The 17,238-nt window shown below is 34.9% G+C and carries 17 protein-coding genes; 9 read left to right on the top strand and 8 right to left on the bottom strand.

The features are described from left to right. Positions 1-3 precede the first annotated feature (3 nt). Positions 4-1,485, bottom strand: a complete 1,482-nt coding sequence (locus tag PFY09_RS04490; protein ID WP_271161556.1) for a S41 family peptidase — start codon at positions 1,483-1,485, stop codon at positions 4-6. A gap of 614 nt (positions 1,486-2,099) precedes the next feature. Between PFY09_RS04490 and PFY09_RS04485 the strand changes: the two genes are divergently transcribed. Beyond that, positions 2,100-3,197 (top strand): MBL fold metallo-hydrolase, encoded by a 1,098-nt coding sequence (locus PFY09_RS04485; RefSeq protein WP_271161555.1) that lies wholly within the window; start codon positions 2,100-2,102, stop codon positions 3,195-3,197. Between the two features lies 1 nt (position 3,198). On the opposite strand, the gene PFY09_RS04480 is transcribed toward PFY09_RS04485, so the two are convergent. Then, on the bottom strand, positions 3,199-3,486 hold the full coding sequence (locus PFY09_RS04480; RefSeq protein WP_271161554.1) for a GNAT family N-acetyltransferase: 288 nt from the start codon (positions 3,484-3,486) through the stop codon (positions 3,199-3,201). Positions 3,487-3,733: 247 nt separating this feature from the next. Between PFY09_RS04480 and PFY09_RS04475 the strand changes: the two genes are divergently transcribed. The 4 genes from PFY09_RS04475 to PFY09_RS04460 all read left to right on the top strand — a co-directional run bounded on the left by PFY09_RS04475 (position 3,734) and on the right by PFY09_RS04460 (position 7,525). Beyond that, positions 3,734-4,156 (top strand): hypothetical protein, encoded by a 423-nt coding sequence (locus PFY09_RS04475; protein WP_271161553.1) that lies wholly within the window; start codon positions 3,734-3,736, stop codon positions 4,154-4,156. A gap of 119 nt (positions 4,157-4,275) precedes the next feature. Continuing rightward, positions 4,276-5,169 (top strand): helix-turn-helix domain-containing protein, encoded by an 894-nt coding sequence (locus PFY09_RS04470; RefSeq protein ID WP_116098087.1) that lies wholly within the window; start codon positions 4,276-4,278, stop codon positions 5,167-5,169. Between the two features lie 88 nt (positions 5,170-5,257). Continuing rightward, positions 5,258-6,259 (top strand): aldo/keto reductase, encoded by a 1,002-nt coding sequence (locus PFY09_RS04465; protein WP_271161552.1) that lies wholly within the window; start codon positions 5,258-5,260, stop codon positions 6,257-6,259. 75 nt (positions 6,260-6,334) lie between these two features. Then, positions 6,335-7,525, top strand: a complete 1,191-nt coding sequence (locus PFY09_RS04460) for an MFS transporter (RefSeq protein ID WP_271161551.1) — start codon at positions 6,335-6,337, stop codon at positions 7,523-7,525. A gap of 152 nt (positions 7,526-7,677) precedes the next feature. On the opposite strand, the gene PFY09_RS04455 is transcribed toward PFY09_RS04460, so the two are convergent. The 6 genes from PFY09_RS04455 to PFY09_RS04430 form a co-directional block, all read right to left on the bottom strand. Beyond that, positions 7,678-8,790 (bottom strand): cadherin repeat domain-containing protein, encoded by a 1,113-nt coding sequence (locus PFY09_RS04455; protein WP_271161550.1) that lies wholly within the window; start codon positions 8,788-8,790, stop codon positions 7,678-7,680. Between the two features lie 15 nt (positions 8,791-8,805). Then, positions 8,806-9,258 carry a T9SS type A sorting domain-containing protein gene (locus PFY09_RS04450; protein ID WP_268054231.1) on the bottom strand — a complete coding sequence of 151 codons (453 nt, stop codon included), beginning with the start codon at positions 9,256-9,258 and terminating at the stop codon, positions 8,806-8,808. A 226-nt stretch (positions 9,259-9,484) separates the two neighbouring features. Then, the gene (locus tag PFY09_RS04445) at positions 9,485-10,420 is read right to left on the bottom strand and encodes a hypothetical protein (RefSeq protein ID WP_271161549.1); all 936 of its coding nucleotides are present in this window, start codon (positions 10,418-10,420) and stop codon (positions 9,485-9,487) included. A gap of 3 nt (positions 10,421-10,423) precedes the next feature. Beyond that, positions 10,424-11,767, bottom strand: coding sequence for an MBOAT family O-acyltransferase (locus PFY09_RS04440; RefSeq protein ID WP_271161548.1), 1,344 nt, complete (start codon positions 11,765-11,767; stop codon positions 10,424-10,426). A 96-nt stretch (positions 11,768-11,863) separates the two neighbouring features. Continuing rightward, positions 11,864-12,100, bottom strand: coding sequence for an acyl carrier protein (locus tag PFY09_RS04435; RefSeq protein WP_271161547.1), 237 nt, complete (start codon positions 12,098-12,100; stop codon positions 11,864-11,866). Then, positions 12,097-13,824, bottom strand: a complete 1,728-nt coding sequence (locus PFY09_RS04430; protein ID WP_271161546.1) for an HAD-IIIC family phosphatase — start codon at positions 13,822-13,824, stop codon at positions 12,097-12,099. Before PFY09_RS04430 ends, PFY09_RS04435 begins: the two co-directional genes overlap by 4 nt. Positions 13,825-14,104: 280 nt before the next feature. Between PFY09_RS04430 and tpx the strand changes: the two genes are divergently transcribed. The 4 genes from tpx (at position 14,105) to PFY09_RS04410 (ending at position 17,184) form a co-directional block, all read left to right on the top strand. Continuing rightward, on the top strand, positions 14,105-14,602 hold the full coding sequence (gene tpx / locus PFY09_RS04425; protein WP_116547874.1) for a thiol peroxidase: 498 nt from the start codon (positions 14,105-14,107) through the stop codon (positions 14,600-14,602). A gap of 121 nt (positions 14,603-14,723) precedes the next feature. Then, on the top strand, positions 14,724-15,935 hold the full coding sequence (locus tag PFY09_RS04420; RefSeq protein WP_271161545.1) for a DUF763 domain-containing protein: 1,212 nt from the start codon (positions 14,724-14,726) through the stop codon (positions 15,933-15,935). Positions 15,936-16,107: 172 nt separating this feature from the next. Then, the gene (locus PFY09_RS04415; RefSeq protein ID WP_076394584.1) at positions 16,108-16,698 is read left to right on the top strand and encodes a Crp/Fnr family transcriptional regulator; all 591 of its coding nucleotides are present in this window, start codon (positions 16,108-16,110) and stop codon (positions 16,696-16,698) included. A gap of 78 nt (positions 16,699-16,776) precedes the next feature. Then, positions 16,777-17,184 (top strand): VOC family protein, encoded by a 408-nt coding sequence (locus PFY09_RS04410; protein ID WP_256038828.1) that lies wholly within the window; start codon positions 16,777-16,779, stop codon positions 17,182-17,184. The last annotated feature ends 54 nt before the right edge of the window (positions 17,185-17,238 follow it).

The raw sequence follows: 17,238 nt of genomic DNA, 5'->3' as shown, positions 1-17,238 counted from the left end.
CAGTTATGGACGTTTTTCTTTTTCAATTTCTGTCATGATCCAATCCAGTTGCGGATCTTTTTTCTCAAGAATATCCTCCATGGTTTCAGAAACTTTCACATCCGGAACAACCCCCTTTTTAGTATCAGTAAACGTAATATTGGGCTGTACCAGAAGAACACCGATGGGCAGATCGATCTTGGAATTAGGCAGCGTTTGAAAAGAATAAAATCCCGCAACCGTACCGTCATTGGCTCCTCCGGTTTCCTCACCTACAAGAACTGCTTTCTTATCATTTTTAAGCTTTGAGGTTAAAATTGAAGAAGCTGAAAAACTCGAGCCATTAATCAGCACAAAAACTTTCCCTTTAAAAACATCATTTTTGGGTTTAGATACTTTGTCGGCTCTCGTTTTGTAATAAAATTTGCCGTCTTTTTTATACGTGCTGAAAGTCTGTCCGAAGAAAAATGCAGGATACATCAATGTTTTGAAAGCATACTGCAAAAAACCGGATTTTCTGAAATAATTGGTTTTCAGAGGCGACGATTTCGAGATTACCTGTGACGGTTTTATCAGCGTGTACGGCTCAGAACTCAGATAAGAATACAGATTATTAATTTCTTCAAGCGAACCGCCGTAATTGTTCCGAATATCAATAATTAAATATTTTGCATCCGCTTTTTTAATCTTTCTGAACGTTTCTTTATAAAACTTCGAAGAAAAAACACCCGAAAAACTTTTCACCTGAATGTACGCAACCGTACTGTCTTGATCTAAAAATTTAAAATTCCGGTTATAAGAATTGCTCAAAGCAACATAATCATTCACTTTTTTCTCCTGCGTCCGTTTTTTGTTTTCCTTGTCTTTTTTAAGATCCTCGTCAGATTTTAATTCCCTCTTAAGTTCATAAGTCCTCTTTTCTCCATGATAAACCGTTTCCAGAGTTGCACGGTCTTCGTAGCCTTTTTCTGCAACATAATAATTGAAGAAAACATCCTTCAGGAAATAAGGCTGAAAAGTCGTGTTGAAACCATCACTGCTGATCAGTTTTTTATACCGTTTAATATATTCAGAAACAGGAACCTTATCGATCGAGAGAATTTCTGTTCCCGGCTTTATATTTTGGATCGAATCTTTATTTTCGATAATGTAAAGCCTGTCGTTTTTCACATAATATTCAAAACGGCTGAACATTCCTTTTTTCCCTTCCAGCGTTTTAATTTCCTTTTTGCTAATTCTCTTGGACGGAATTCTCAGCGAAAGATGACCTTCCCGGATTTCCGCAATCACAGGCTGCAATTTAAAATAAAACTGAAGCGGCGTAAGCGGCTCCTGAATCGTTTGTTTAAGACTGTCAAACTTAAAATCCAGCGTTTCCTTGGTGATGTACCAATACAAATTTGGGTGCGTTTCTTTCAGTTTGGAATACGCAAAATCTACATCTTCTTTCAGTTTTTCGGGGGAAATACATACTTTCTGCTGCTCATTGTGCTTTTTTACAGACACACAAGAGCATAGCGAGACAATTAATACTAATATGAAATAATTTCTGAGGCGCATTTTCAATTTTACCAATGCTAAAATAATTACTTTACCCCAATGAATTGTTGATGTTTACCATAAACAACCAAAATACTTAAAATTTTAACATATTTCAAATTAAATAAAGCATTTTGGATTTCGCCACTTTGTATTATTAAAATGAAGTTGTTTAAATTTAACCTCAAAAGGTATGTTAGTATGCAAATTATTTTTTAAATTTGTTTAAACTATTTTTTGGGAAAACTATTGTTTATCCCGTTCAGACAGGCGAAACCCTGTCTGTATTTTTATTTTCTTCATAATTGATATTGAATTCTTCCTCTTTTTTTCCATTTAAGTATTCAACTTGAACAACTAAAGTGTTACAATTTTTTGCATCTTTTGCGGTAAAAAAGTTTAGATAAGTTTAATAAATCAAACGCAATTGCGAACGAAATATATCACAAAAATATCAATAAATCCTCTGCAAACCAGACGTTACAACAATTACTAAAAATTATTCAGATAAAAAATAAAGGAATTTCAATTTTAAATCGTCATAGCTTATAAAGTCATACATTTGACAATTATTTTAAGAAATGGTTTATACAATTATTGCAGTCGCAGTTTTAGTGGTTTTATTATATTTTGTAATTACAAGACAGGAAGTCTTTGGCGCAGAAGCAAAAGGAGAGAGGTTAAAAAGAATGCAGCAGTCCGCTCATTACAGAGATGGTCAGTTTCAGAACCTCAGCGAAACACCCTCTCTTGCAGAAGGATATTCCATGCCTAAAGTAATGTTCGATTTCTTTTTTGCTAAAAAAAATCCACTTTTAAAGCCACTGAAAAATATTCCATCCATTCATACAGATTTAAAAAACCTTCCTAAAAATGAAGATATTTTTGTGTGGTTGGGACATTCTTCGTATTACATTCAGACCGATGGCGTTTCATTTCTTATAGATCCGGTGTTAAGTTCTTACGGTTCGCCGTTTAAGTTTTTCAACAAAGCCTTTTCCGGAGCTGATATTTTTAAGCCCGAAGATATTCCGGAGCTTGATTATCTGGTGATTACCCACGATCATTACGACCATCTGGATTATCCTACGGTAAAAGCTATTAAAAATAAAGTAAAAAAAGTAATTTTGCCATTGGGAGTCGGTTCACATCTGGAAAGATGGGGTTATGAACCGGAACAGCTCATCGAAGAAGAGTGGGGAAGTGAAGTTGTTTTGAAGAATGATCTTAAAATAATTTATACTCCTGCAAGACATTTTTCAGGAAGAAAAGTAAAAAGAAATGTCACACTCTGGACTTCCTATGTTCTGGAAACTCCAACAAAGAAACTGTTTTTAGGCGGAGACAGCGGCTACGATACCCACTTCAAAATGATCGGTGAAAAATACGGACCTTTCGATTATGCGTTTATGGAAAACGGGCAGTATAATGAAGCATGGAAATACATTCATGCGTTGCCGGAAGATGTTATTCATGCAAGTATTGATGTAAAGGCAAAAAATATCATTCCGGTGCATTCGTCCAAATTCGCATTGGCACTCCACGCTTGGAACGAACCGCTGGAAAAAGTAACGAAGCTCGGAAAAGATAAAAATCTTAATATTTTAACACCCATGATCGGCGAACCTGTTGATCTGAATGCTTCAGATAATAAGTTCAGAGTCTGGTGGAAAGACTAATTTACGCGTGCCAAATGTCTTTGTAACGGGCAGGATGATTTTCAAACTGCTGTCTTACAAAATCACATTCAGGATCTACCAGAAGATCTTTTTCTTCGGCATAGCAAACAAGTTCGTCAAGAAGCATTTTGGCGTAACCTTTTCCTTCATGCTCCTCTTCAAGTTTGGTGTAGTAGACAATTAAAAGTCTGCCGTCGATCTCAATGGACATATAGCCCGACTTTTTTCCGTCAATAAGTATCTGCAATTCATCCTGATACGGAGATACTTCAAATTTTATATTTTCCATACGATTGAGATTTTTCGGTGATTGAAAAAGATTGGAGAACTTTTCTCCTTTTAAAATTACAAATTAAAACTGAAATCAGCGAAAATTTTAAGAATTTTTAAAACCGTTAAGAAAAATTTATGAATAGATTATAAATATTAGGAAATCAATGATTTATACTTGGTTTGATGATCTTTAAAAATGATTAAAAATATTTTGGCATTCAAATTGAAAATTTCTATACAGTAGAATTTAAATTGAATGAAAGATGAAAAAGTTAATCATAACAATGATGTTGGTAGGAACTTTTGGTTTATCCTACGCACAGACAGATTATTACAACGATTACAGAAGAAGCATCTCAGATGTGAACTGGCAGAGCGTAATTTCAGATCTGGTGCTTTCAACAACACAGGCAAACCAGATTTATGCACTGAACGACCGTTACAGAGATTATGATTCCTGGAACAGAGTATATGATAATAATCCTGATCGATGGAGAAATGACCGTTATGTAGAGTTGGAAAGAATTTTAGGAAGAGATAAATATGCTAAATTTAAAAACAGATATTACAAAGGACAAAACCCTGTAGCAGTTTACAATAGAAATAAAAATAATGACAAACGCTATAAACACATGGATAAAAAAGCCAAAGTTTACAGGCATAAAAACGGAAAAGGTCATCATTAAAACCAATTAATCAATTATATTCAATCTTAAATGGCTGGTCGAAAGATCAGTCGTTTTTATTTTATCTATGATGATTATTTCATGATCATATTTATGTTTGAATTTTATAATTTTGAAGCATGGAATCTAATGAAACTGTAAAAGGATTTTATCAACGCGTCGGTCTGGAGTGCATCAAAACTCCCGGAGTAGGACATTTTAATGTTTTTTCACGCGAAAACTGCTCACTCATTACGCCGTACAGCAGAAGAGATTATTATAAAATTTCATTAATCATCGGGAAAGGAAAACTGCATTATGCCGACAAATGGATCTATGTGGATCGGCCTGCTTTGCTCTTTTCGAATCCGGTAATTCCTTATTCTTGGGAAGCAGAAGATAATGATCAGAAAGGTTTTTTCTGCCTCTTTACAGATCATTTTGTGCATGACGGAAACCGTCTGGGAAATCTTCAGGATTCCCAGCTCTTCAAAATTGGCGGAACTCCCGTCTTCTTTATCAATGAAGAACAGCAGAAAACCGTTGCCGATATCTTTATTAAAATGATGAACGAAATTCAGTCTGATTATCTTCATAAATATGATATGCTGCGTGCTTACCTTCATCTTCTGATCCACGAAACGATGAAAATGCATCCTGCGGAAAATTTTGAACCTTATCAAAATGCTTCGCAGAGAGTCGCTTCCTTATTCATGGAACTGCTGGAAAGACAATTTCCGATTGACAGTCCCGAGAGATTTCTAAAACTCAAAAGTCCGGTGGATTATGCAGAAAGTCTTTCCATTCACGTTAATTCTTTAAACCGTTCCGTAAAGGAAATTACGGGAAAAACGACAAGTCAGCAGATTGCAGCTAGAATTATTCAGGAAGCTCATGCCTTATTAAAACATACTGACTGGAATGTTTCTGAAATTGCCTATGGATTAGGCTTTGAAGAACCTGCCTATTTTACCAATTATTTTAAAAAACAAACCGGAATGACGCCCAATGCAGTAAGGACTGCGCTTGTTTGAATTTTATAATTCTTCGTTTGAATTCTATATTGAAATCATTCAGAGGCTGTTATAATTTTGTACTGTAACTTTTAAATCACAAGCTATCATGAAATTTAGAAAATTAGGAAACACCGGAAAAGAATTATCTGCTATCGGTTTGGGATGTATGGGAATGAGCTTTGCTTACGGACCCACAGATGAGCAGGAAAGTATTAAAACCCTTCATAAATCGTTGGATCTGGGGATCAACTTTTGGGATACAGCCGATATGTATGCCAACGGAGAAAATGAAAAATTAATTTCAAAAGTTTTGGTTCCGAATCGTGACAAAATTTTTATCGCAACCAAATTCGGATTCCGTTTTAAAGACGGACAAGCCGGTCACAGCGGTGCTCCGGGAACGTATTTCGACGGTTCACCGGAATGGATTAAAAAGGCAGTGGATTTAAGCCTTCAGCGCCTGAAAATTGATGAAATCGATTTGTATTATGCGCACAGAGTGGATCCGAATATTCCTGTGGAAGAAACGGTAGGAGCAATGGCAGATTTGGTAAAGGCTGGAAAAGTAAAATATTTAGGTTTATCCGAAGCTTCTGCGGAATCGATCAGAAAAGCACATAAAATTCATCCGATTACCGCGCTGCAGTCAGAATATTCCCTGCTTACGAAAGATGTGGAGCGTGAAGTTCTGCCTGTAATCCGTGAACTGGGAATCACTTTAGTTCCTTATTCACCTTTAGCAAGAGGACTTTTTTCAAATATTAATGAAGCTCAGAGCTTTACGGATGGAGATTTCAGAAAATCTTTACCGCGTTATCAGGAAAAATATCTTGAAAATAACAGAAATTTAGCTCAGGAGATCAATGATTTTGCGGCTTCAAAAGGCGTAAAAGGAACTCAGCTTGCTTTAGCATGGGTTCTGAATCAGGGAGATGACATCATTCCGATTCCGGGAACAAAACGCATCCAATATCTCGAAGAAAATATTGAAGCAGCCAAAATTGAGTTTTCAGAATCCGACCTGAAAACTATAGATTCTATATTAAAAAAATATCCCGACGTTGGTGAAAGATACAGCGAAGGATCAATGAAATTAGTCAATAATTAAAATTGCATGAATTCAGATTTTCAGGATCTTTTTCCGGAAATCTGAATTTTCAATTGATAATTTTTAACATCAGCAATGGTTACCCTTAAAGAAAAAAACAAATTTATTGCTACGGTTTTAGCATTTGCCGTTATTCCGATGTCCGGACTGGCAACGGATATTTATCTGCCTTCTATGCCGAGTATGGCAACGGAACTGCACCAGACGGAAAGCAATATCCAGCTTACTTTATCCATATTTTTAATCAGTTACGGTCTTACCCAGTTTTTTGCCGGAAGTATTGTAGATTCTTTCGGAAGATATAAAGTTTCCATGATTTCTCTGGCACTTTTTGTCGCCTCTTTTTTAATTACCGCTACAACGCAGAATATTTTTGTGATCTATGCAATGCGTGTTTTGCAGGGTGTTTTGTCTGGCTTTGCAGTCGTTGCCAAAAGAGCTTTTTTTGTGGATGTTTATGAAGGAGAAGAGCGGAAACATTATCTCAGCATTATGACAATTGTTTGGTCTGTAGGACCTATTGTTGCACCGTTTATCGGAGGATATCTGCAGAAAAACTTTGGATGGCAGTCAAATTTCTACGTTTTGGCAGGGTACAGTTTGTTATTGCTGATTCTGGAATTTATATTCTCTGGTGAAACATTAAAAAAGAGAAATCCATTTCATTTGGAATTTCTGATTAAAGAATATAATTCCATGTTCAAAGCTAAAGATTTTTTCTACGGAATGATTATGTGCGGCTTGAGTTACTCAATGATTATGTTTTTTAATCTTTGTGGTTCCTTTATTATTGAGCATAAAATGGGCTATTCCGAAGTTGTGGCAGGATATGTTTCTCTTATTCTCGGTTTTGCGTGGATGACGGGAGGATTTTTAGGAAAGGCATTAATTAACAAAGCTTTTTTACCCAAAATAAGAAACGCTAACTTTATTCAACTGCTTCTGATTGCTGTTATGTTTGCCGCTTCCTCTTTCTCCAATAATATTTACAGTCTGGTTGCTTTTGCTTTTTTAATTCACGTAACAGCAGGATTTATTTTCAACAATTATTTTTCCTACTGTATCGGAAGGTTTCCCAATTCTGCCGGAATTGCAGGAGGTTTAACGGGTGGAGTAGCCTTCATTATTACTTCAGCATTAAGCTATGGAATTGCCGCATTCATAAAACCTCAGATTCAGCTTCAGGTTGCGGAAGGCTATTTTATTCTGGGACTTTTAGGACTGTTTATTTTAAGCATGATTAAATTCAGAAAAGCTCATGCTTAGAAGTTTATATTTATTAAATTTTCTACGACATAGTTTCAATAATAAATCCTCTCATTTTCGGGAGGATTTGTTTTTTACATTTCATATTTTTAATAGAAAAAGCCCCTTTAGAAAAGGAGCTTCTGTTAAGTATATTGCTAATAATCTCTTGCTTATATTTGTGTGATTGTGTATGTTCCTGTTGCGTTAAAATTAATATTAAACTCAATCTTATAATTTTTCGGCGTAGAAGTAACATTTGGAAAATTAATTGAAGCCCCACTTAAATCAAAAGATCCATCATTTAGGTTGTCTCCCAAATCGTCAGGTTCTGGTCCGTCATCAAGACGTACATAAAAAGATGAACCATTGCCTGTAGTAACACCATATACATTAATAGTAAACTTTCCCGTTGAGGTATTATAGGCTACATTGGTTGTAGGCGGATTTCCGTTTGTTGAAGTAAACTTAAGTTTAGGAACTGTGTTGATAAAGCCAACCATAACTTCAGGACCAGTATCGTGGTCTAAATAAATCTCATAAAATCCATTAGAAGTAACATTAAAATTACTTCCGTTAGCTTCAATAGCACCGATAGCACTTGAACCGTAAGTTTGAGCACCGTTTCCTGGTGAAGCTAAAAATTTTATCTGGGTGTTAGCTTGCAGATATTTGTATCCTACTTTTGGAAGTCCATTCCCTCTTAAAAGTTCTGCAGTTGATGGATTAAATGAATTATATGATCCATACATATACAAATTGGAAGGTACTGTATTTCCTGCAGAGCTGGAATTTGTAGGTAAGCTTAAAGTCCCGGAATCATTCACTCCTAAAGTATAACTTGTTCCATTAGGAGAAGTTAGCGTAATTCCCTGTCCTGCTCCTGTTACAACTGTCTTGCTCACTTGTGCATAAGGCACACTCATCAACTGATTTACCCCGACATTCGTATAATTAGAACCTCCTGCAGGATCCATTTCTACCTTTACAAATTTGGCGTTGGTTCCCCAGTTGATCGCCCCGAAGTTTCCTGTAGTAGCTGTTCCCTGTCCGATGTTCAGGTTTACCAGACCTTTGGCGTTGGTAGTTTTGTTTTGAGTTTCTGTATATAAAACCGTTCCGTTGGCTGCATTATCCAGAATGCTGATTCTCAAAGAAACGTTTCCGTTAGCAATCGGAGCTCCTGCCGCATTGAAAGCAATCGTCTGATAGCTGAAAGCCTGCGGAACCTGCGCGCTTACTAAACTTGCTAAAAATAATCCTATAGTTGCGTAAAGCTTTTTCATGTTCAAATAGTTTTTTTAAGGTTTTTTGATAATTTTAATAGGTTTGATGTCGGAGTTTTTGAAAACGATCATATAAACTCCCTGTTGAAGCGGTCTGAGATCCAGTTGCTCAGAATCTAATTTAGTTTTGAAAACAAGCTTTCCGGAAAGATCATAAATTTCCGCACCTTCGATTTTTGATTTTGAATTCAGTTTAACGTAAATGAAATCAGCAGTAGGGTTCGGATAAATTTTCACATGGTCTTTTTCAAGTTCTGAAACACCCAAAACCTGTAAAACAGACTGATAAAACATTCCCATTGTTCCGGAATTTGCTTTGTCGGGATCCGTAGGAATCACATAAATTTCTCCCACCGAATGCGTAAAGTTATCCGCAGAAACCGCTCCCGAGTTCATATTCCCGATCACAGACTGGGCAAAACCAAAAAAAGGAACTCCGAATAAGAATAGAGTAATTTTTTTTCTCATGGTCAATAATTTTAAGGACTGCGAATATAAATAAATTTTTGATTATAAAGATGGTTTTTATATTGAAGTAGTTTTATTTCTACGTTAATATTATCAGGAACTTTTAGTAGAAATCTGACATGATAAAAATTTGCAGAAGAATTAAAAATAATGACATCTGAAAAAACAGCTTTTTCAGATGTTATTATTCAAATATAAATCCTTTATTTAAAGTGAGCTGATATTTCTACCGGATAATATTTTTTGCAATTACCCCGGAAAATTTATCCATTGATGAAGGTTCGAGATGAACCTCATCTATCCATTGGTAATGATTCGGATAATTGTTATAATTAATATAAGGTACTTTTTCAGACGTTGTAATATGTAATATGATTTTGTCAAAATCAGGAACTGCTGAATTTTCAATATCATATGGAATTTTACTTACCGGCATTCTAATAACCATGACTTTTCCATGTTGCTTCAAAAAATCAATGGTTTTTGAGAGATAATTTAATCGGATATTGGAAATTTTAAGATCGTTAAATCTGTTTTTTAATTCTTTCATTTTTTCTGCATTTACTTCTTTTCTTTTTTCTGCAGAAAATCTCTTGATTACTTTTCCATGTACCTGTCCGTTATCCCGCACAGAAACCTCAATCATAGGATTTTTTTCTGATCTTATTTTTTTATTTACCTCATTAGTAATAGAAAAGTTATAGCTTTCCAAAAGATATTCCAGATTAGGATTTGTAGCAACCAGAGATGTTTTTGCAACCGATTTATCATTTTCGATATAATATTGCGGATCGTCTGGTTCATTTTTATTAACCATTAATGCAGTGGGCTCTACAGTTATAATAAATACTCCATTTTTTGTATCGGATTTCAGTTTCTTTTTTATGGATTCCAGATATTTCGGACCATAAGGAGAATGTGCCCAGGTAAAAGCATAATTGTATAATTTTGCATCTGGATACTTGGAATGTATAATTTTATCAATAATTTCAGGATTCATAGAAGCTGCTCTGGAACTTCCTAATATTAAGGAGTTTTGTTGGGGCGAAGAAAATCTTTTATAAAAATCATCTGTGTTTTTTCCGGTTAGATATATTGCATAGCAGATGAAAAGCAGGGGAGGTATAGAAAATTTAATTAATCTATATATTGATTTTTTCATAATTTAAAACTGTGCATAAATAAACCCTTTCGGAGCAATATAAAATAAAAATACCAAAAATACCAGGATGTAGTAAAATCCCCATCTTATCACGACATTATTATGGAGAAACAATTCTTTTATACCATATTCTTTATTTCTTCCAATCCACTCAATACTTAATGTAAACAAAATAAGAAAAGCAATTTCTTTCTTAAACTGATAATTGGGCAGTTGGAAAAAAGAGAAAGAGAATATTTCTTTGTAGTAACTTATTGCCATTTTCATATCTGTAGAAAAGAAAAGTACCATCAGTAAGGCAAACATGATAAATGTTACAGGAATATTTTTTAATTCTTCTTTTGTTGGAATAATATTGTTCTGGCTTTTTACTTTTTTGTTCATTTTGCCCTTCCAGATAATAGGGATGAACATGATGCCGCTTACTAATCCATGAAAAATATAATGCCATTCTGCACCATGCCAGAATCCAACAACCAGAAAATTAATGATAATTGCCATAATTAATCCGTACTTATCATAATCTCTGAACTGAATAGATAATGGAGTGAAAACATATTCTGTAAGCCAGGATGTTAAAGAAATATGCCATCTTCGCCAGTAGTCGGCAACATTTTGTGCAAACAGGGGATAATTAAAATTAGGCTGAATTTTGATTCCCAGCAGTTTAGAAAGTCCTATCGCCATATCTGTATAACCCGAAAAATCTGAATATAATTGTATAAAATACAAAACCGCTCCTATAAATAAAGTGCTACCATTCAGTTTATCATAAGATTCGAATAATGGAGAAGTCATTGTTGCAATATTGTCTGCTACAACCAATTTTTTAAAAACTCCCCATAAAATCTGTCTCAATCCGTCGGTAAATTGTGAAGCGGAAAACTCTCTTTTGATTTTCAGATTATTCAGAAAGGGTAAAGCTTTGTCGATAGGTCCTGCAATAATGCATGGAAAAAAAGCAATAAAAACCGAGTAATCCAAAATAGAAGGTAGTTCTTTAAGTTTATTGTTCTTAATATCCAGCAAGTAGCCGATCATTCTGAAAGAATAAAAGCTAATTCCGATCGGAAATATAATTTTCAGTAAACCCAACTTGTCTGCACGACCAAACATTTTTAATATTTCATTAAAATTTTCAATAAAAAAATTGAAATATTTAAAATATAAAAGCTGAATCAAAATTAAAAAGATGCCTGTTCTAAGCCAGTGCGTTTTTGCTTTTCCTTCAGATACCTTTATTTTGTTTCCTATAAAAAAAGTAACTAATGTAGAAATTATCAGTAAAAGCAAAAAATTCCAGCTCCAGCTGCTGTAGAAAATATAGCTTCCCACTAAAAGAAGCATATTCTGAATTTTTGATGTTTTTCCAAAAATGTAATAAACAAAAAAAAGTACAGTAAAGAAAAAAATAAAATAATATGAGTTGAGCAACATGGGATTTTATTTGCTGATAATGGAATCTATCATTTCACCAACATTATTCCAGCTCTGAATTTCTGATGAGGTAAATCGTATTCCGAAAGATTTCTCTATAGCTACAATAAGCTGAATATGTGAAAGAGAATCCCACTCTTCAATATCGCTTGCCGTTGTTTCATCATTTAGTTCAATTTTTTCATTATCCAGTTGTTCACGAAAAATAGGTGTAAGCCTTGTTAAAATGTCATTTCTGTTCATAGTTTATTTTTTATATATACATCTTTTGGCTGATAATCATTTACATTAAGGATCCACTTATCATTTTTACCCATGAATCCCAGATTTTCATAATGATTTTTTACCATTTGATTTTTGGCAGTAGGAATATATTCTCCTATCAAATAAGTGTAGCCTAGTTTTTTAGCAAGATCTGAAATGGTATTGAGGGTGAAATATTCCATTCCCCTTTTCAGAACTCTGCAGCTCATAAGCCAGGTATCTATAAAGAGAGTTTCTTTATCTTGTTCTTCAAGTACTATCACGCATATTAATCCATTATCTCCATATTTATCTTCCAAAGTAAATGAAATTGTATGGTGTTTATCGGAAGCTATAAGAAGGTCAATTTCCTGTTCTGTATATCTTACGGTTCTCAGATTAAACTGATTAGACCGTTGCGTCAGCTGAGAAATCCTTGGTTTTGAAAAATTATTGAAGCTTTGAACATCAGAAATCATATTCATACTTTTAAGAAAAGCTTCTACATTGGTAAAACTTTCCAGATCAGCTACTCTTTGTGCTTCTACCTGATATTGTTTTGTTCTTTCGGTATCATTCTCGGAGAAATTTGCCGTTTCAAAAAGATTTAAACCATATAAATATTCGAGATATTCAGCCGGATCTTTCGGTAATTCCGGTACACATACTTCAGGGAGATTTTCTCTGACGAGGTTTCTTTCGAAGGGATTATCATCAAGAAAAACCATCGAGTCAAATCCTATATTTAAGATGCTCTGGATTTTTCGGATGTTATCGGCTTTGTTTTCCCAATTAGCCATAAAAACTGCAATATCATCCAGTTTGAGAACCATATCAGGATGTTTTTCGAATGGTTCTTTTGCTTTCTCTTCGTCATTTTTACTACAGACTGCTAAAATAATTCCCCTTTTTTGCAATGCTTTTACCCAATATTGAAACTCTGTAAAAGCTTTTCCGATTCCCAAATTTCCGATCTGGATTTTTTCCAGACCATCATCACCTATAATTCCTCCCCAAACTGTATTATCCAGATCCAGAATGAGACATTTTTTAAACTTTCCTTCTAATGAGGATATAATACTGAAAACACTATGCGCTACAATAGGCAAGGCGTCAATTGAAAGTACCATTTCTGTATTTGTATAAATACTCGGCGCAAACATAAAATTCCTTCCCCACTTATTCTGAATAGAAATCAGATCTGCAATGAAGAAATTATTTTTATTCATTGCAACCTCAAAGGAAAGCAGGTAATTAAGCTTGTTGATCTGAAAATTAAATGACGATTCTACTTTATTTGAAAAACTTCCAAAAATCTTATGGTCGATTACTGGAAAATTAAAATAGATAATTCTGCTTTTTGTCCTGCTTTGTATCGTATCATAAAGATCCTCTATGTATTTAATTTTATTGTCTGCAAAATCTTTAGCAGAGTCAGAAGATTTATAGTATTGATTAAGCAGTTTATGAGTCGATTCGAAAATGATCGTGTAATCTGCATTGAATTCATAATATTCCGAAGAGATATCCATAATTTGGCGAGATATCTGTCCGAAATCAGCTTCAAAAATTTCAAGATTAAGACCTTCTGTTTTTGCGGTTCCTTTTAAAGCAATATTTAAAAATTGTGTAGCAGTATCACCCAGCAAAGCTACTTTAATAGGTTTTTGCGAATCCAGACATATTTTTTCAGCTTTTTTTAATTCCGAAAATATTTTATACATCATTATAGTTTAAAAGTATAATATGAATGATTAAAAATCATTACTTCACTTTTAATATTCGGATTTTGGCATTAGCAAATATAGTTAAATTTCCAATTCCTGTAAAAAATATTGTAATGATCATACTTAAATAATTCACTGAAAATTAATTTTTAACGTCGGATTTTTTATTGTAAAGAGTGGAGTAAGGGAAGTAGGTTTTACCTTTAAGTTTAATCAAATTATTTATCGACATCTTTTCTTTTTTAGTTAAATTTGAAAAACAATAAAAAAATAAATTATGTCAAGTATTACATTAAAAGGAAACGCAGTAAATACAATAGGAAGTTTACCATCAGTAGGAAGCACAATTAAAGACTTTGCTTTGGTAGATTCAGGACTGAATGTAAAAACTCTGGAGACTTTCGAAGGAAAAAAGAAAGTATTTAATATTTTTCCAAGTATTGATACTCCGACTTGCGCATCATCCGCAAGAAAGTTTAATGAAGAAGCTTCAGCTTTAGAAAATACAGTCGTTATTAATGTATCTAAAGATTTGCCTTTTGCTTTGGGAAGATTCTGCGCTGCGGAAGGTCTGAACAATGTAGAAACCCTTTCGGATTTCAGAAGCAGTTTTGGAGACGATTATGAAGTAACGATTACAGACTCTCCGATGAAAGGTCTTTTAAGCCGTGCGGTTATTGTAGCAGATGAAAACAATAAAGTGGTTTATACAGAGCAGGTTTCAGAAATTGCAGATGAACCGGATTATGAGGCTGCATTAGCTGCATTGAAGTAAAAACCGATCCATAAAAAATCGGAGTCCTGCACAGTCTGCAGGACTTTTTTCTTTCCTGTTTTCCATAAAATTCCTGATCACAATCATTAAAAATTAAAAACTTTCCGCTTACCTTTACATCATGAAACGTTCCGGAACCGCAGATTTACCCCTTCACTATGGCAAAGTACCGCCTTGGCTTTACGAACGGATGTCGATCCTCGGTCTTTCTATCGTTGAGGTTATTCTAATGGAGTATGGTAAAGACGAAGTTCTCCGCCGACTGGCAGATCCTTTCTGGTTTCAGAGTTTTGGCGCAGTGATGGGAATGGACTGGCATTCTTCAGGAATTACAACTTCCGTAATGGGCGCTTTGAAGCGTTCCATCAATCCGAATTTCCAGTCGTTGGGATTGTATATTTGTGGCGGAAAAGGAAAATTTTCCCGCGAAACACCTTCAGAACTCCTTCAGATTGCCGATAAAACGGGTTTAAACGGAAATGATCTTGTAAAAGCCAGCAAACTTTCGGCGAAAGTAGATAACACCGCAATTCAGGATGGATATCAACTCTATCTGCATAATTTTATTTTGTCGGATAACGGAAACTGGAGTGTTGTTCAGCAGGGAATGCACGAATCGGACGGAACCGCAAGACGCTATCATTGGCATTCAGAAAATATAAAATCCTTTGTGGAAGAACCTCACACCGGAATCAACGGAATTTCAAGAGGAACCATTTTAAATCTTACAGATGCGGAAGCTTCCGGAAACAGAAAAGGAATTTTAGAAATTTCCCATACCGATTCTGCCGAAATTATGAGCGATTTTTCAAGGCTAATTCTTCCCAATCATCACGATGTTCAGGCTTCTGATGTTGATTTGAAACGTCTCGGAGCGCTTTTATATGTAACCCGAGAGCAGCAACCGCAAAATTTTGAAGAGTTGCTGATGTTGGAAGGTGTCGGTCCGAGAACCATGCAGTCTTTGGCTTTGGTAAGCGAAGTCATTCACGGTGCGCCGTCGAGATTTAAAGATCCGGCGAGATTTTCATTTGCGCATGGCGGAAAAGACGGTCATCCGTTTCCGGTTCCTACCAAAGTCTATGATGAAAGCTTACAAATTTTAAAATCAGGAATTGAAAAATCTAAACTTGGCAATTCAGACAAGTTAAAAACCTTAAACAAGCTTCACCAGATTATTGAATCAACTGAAAAGGATTTTACTCCCGATTTTGATATTCAGGAAGTAATTGAAGAAGAAAGACAGAATTCCTGGCGTTTTGGAGGTAAAACCGTTTTCGGAGATGCTCCGAAACCTTCGAATCCAAAACCTATTCAGCTTTCTCTGTTTTAAAATCTGTTAATAATCAAATATATTTGTTATCCTAACAGAACAAAGTGTATTGAAGCATCTCAAAGTAAGAGCGTGATTAGTTTATGATCCCGCAAATCATCACTTTATGTAAGAATTACTTCATCAGTTCCAATAAAAATTCTATTTTTAAAACTTCAAAAACATTTACATGATGAGCAATAAAGCCTTAGAAATCTGCTACGATTTCCCTTTTTTCCTTGATGATGAGCTTCAGGAGATATTTCAGGCGCATGAAAAAGTCCTTTTTCACAAAGGAGATTTCATTCTGGAAGAAGGAAAAACTGCCAACGAATATTATATTCTGGAGAAAGGTCTGGCTCGCTCATTTGTCAACGATTTTAACGGAAATGAAGTAACGATCAACTTTTTTGTTGAAAATGAAATCATCATCGAAGTTTCTTCACTGTTTCAGAGAATTCCCACTCAGGAAAATATTGTCTGCATTACAGACTGCGAGTGCTGGAAATTTGATTTTGAGACTTTTCAGGAATTGTTTCATAAAATTCCGAATCTCAGAGAATGGGGAAGAGCCTGGATGTCGCAGCAGCTTTTCATCGGGAAACAGCGTTCCGTAGAGATGTTTACCCTTTCCGCAACCAAACGTTATCTCAATCTTTTAGAACAGAAACCTCACGTTGTGCAGTTTGCTCCCCTGAAGCAGATAGCCTCATTTTTAGGCGTTACAGACACTTCTTTGAGCAGAATTCGTAAAGAACTGGTTTCCCATCCGAAGAAAATTTAAATCTTGTCTTATGGCAAGTTGATTTTTATTTTAACTTGGTACTTTTGATTACAAGTTCAACAATAAAAAAATAGCAAAATGAAAATCAATCAAATTTATGTGAATCTTCCGGTGAAAGATGTACAGAAAACCAAAGAATTCTGGACAAATTTAGGCTTCGCCACCAACGAAGAAATGTCAAATGACAAGTCCGTTTGTGTAGTAATGAACGAGAATATCTATGTGATGTTCTTAACGGAAGAATCGTTCCAGACTTTTTCCGAGAGACCGTTACCCAATGGCGATACCACACAGGTTTTGGTGGCAATCAGTTTAGACACCCGTGAAGAAGTAGATCAGGTGGTAAATGCAGCCGTAGCAAATGGAGCTACTCAACATGAAGAACCGCAGGATTACGGATGGATGTACCATAATTCTTTTTGGGACATCAACGGACATGGCTGGAATGTAATGTTTGCAGATCCTTCCCAAATGCCTAAAGAGTAAAACCTTAACCCATATCATTTAACTCTTACATAAATTTTTGTGAAATAAAATTTG

The sequence above is a fragment of the Chryseobacterium gambrini genome (assembly GCF_027920505.1).
Lineage (GTDB): Bacteria > Bacteroidota > Bacteroidia > Flavobacteriales > Weeksellaceae > Chryseobacterium > Chryseobacterium gambrini.
This window is presented reverse-complemented; position numbering and strand designations above follow the sequence as displayed.